The sequence below is a fragment of the Micromonospora sp. NPDC092111 genome (genome assembly GCF_044755745.1).
Lineage (GTDB): Bacteria > Actinomycetota > Actinomycetes > Mycobacteriales > Micromonosporaceae > Micromonospora.
Map to the genome: position 1 here is coordinate 1 of NZ_JBIVRQ010000045.1, position 1,362 is coordinate 1,362.

Sequence of the window (1,362 nt, forward strand, 5' to 3'; positions counted from 1 at the left end):
GAGATGCTTCTATAGCTGTCAAGTGGTGCTGGTGGCTGGGTGGGCGCCGTTCAGGGTGCGGAAGAGTTGCCGGCTGATGTAGCGCTTGAGGCTGCGCATGATCTCGCGTTTGGTGCGTCCTTCGCGGGTGCGGCGGGTCACGTAGTCGCGGGTGCGAGGGTCGTGGCCCATGCGGACCAGCGCGACGGTGTAGAGCGCTCGGTTGAGGCGTCGGTCGCCGCCGCGGTTGAGCCGGTAGCGGGTGGTATTGCCTGATGAAGCCGGTAGCGGTGACGCGCCGGCCAGGGCAGCGAACGCGGCTTCGGAGCGAACGCGGCCGGGGTGGGACCAGGCCAGCAGAACGGTGGCGGCGACGACGGCGCCAACACCTGGCAGGGCGAGCAGTTGTGGCGCTTGCGCGGTGACAGCTTCGTGCAGCGCGGTGTTGTTGGCGGCGAGTTCTGCGTCGAGAGCGCGGATGCGACGCGCCAGCCGGATCGCCTCGGCGCGACAGACGGCCAGGGTGGCGTTGTCGCTGCGGGTGCGCCAGGCCGCGACGGTGGCGATCGTCGTGGTGGTCAGGGCGCGGCGGGCGTCGATGCCGAGGTCGACGGTGCGTAGCAGCGCGGTCAGCGCGTTGACCGCGCGGGTGCGTTCGCCGCTCATCTGTTCGCGAGCCACTGTCAGGACGCGCAGGGCTGTGCGATCGCCGCCGGCGCGTGGCCAGCACAGTTCGTTGATGTCGAGGCTGCGAGCTGCTTGAGCCATCGCGACGGCGTCCACGGTGTCGCTCTTGCCACGGCGACGCCGGGTGGTGGCCGCAACGTCGGGGGCCTCGGCGACGGTCAAGCCGGCTGCAGAAAGCTGCTCGGTGAAGGTGGCGCCGTAGGAACCGGCGCCGTCGATGACGATCAGCGTCGGCGACTGGTGGGTGTGGCGTTCGATCCAGTCGACGGCACGGCGCAGCCCTGACGGGCTGGTCGGGAACTGAGCCTGCTGCCCGACCGCGCCGGTGCCAGCGGTGATCAAGGCGAGCGTGTGGGAGGCGGCGTGGGTGTCCACACCGATGACGAAGTCGTACTGGTCTGCAACGATGGCCATTGCGGCGTACTGCCTTCCCGGGAGACGTCGTGACGGCGTCGGCCCGGGCTGTGTGCTCTCGCGGCAGGACTGTGATGAGCCACGATCCGCTGCAACGGACCGGGCAAGCTTCTGATCAAGCCACCGAGAGGGACAGGGCCAGCGCCCGACCGCAGACCGGATGGGCAGATCTCACTGAGAGCACCTCGTGGGGCCACCATTTTCATGAGCCACACCCAGCTGCGATCATGACGCTGACCCTGCCAGCTAGCCCCAGGCCAGCCAACACCTACCTTCACAGCC

Annotated in this window: 1 pseudogene; it reads right to left on the reverse strand. The window is 68.9% G+C overall.

The features are described 5' to 3' along the window. Nucleotides 1-1,080 (reverse strand): annotated as a pseudogene (locus tag ACIQG9_RS29815) (IS110 family transposase); the annotation flags it as partial. Nucleotides 1,081-1,362 lie beyond the last annotated feature (282 nt).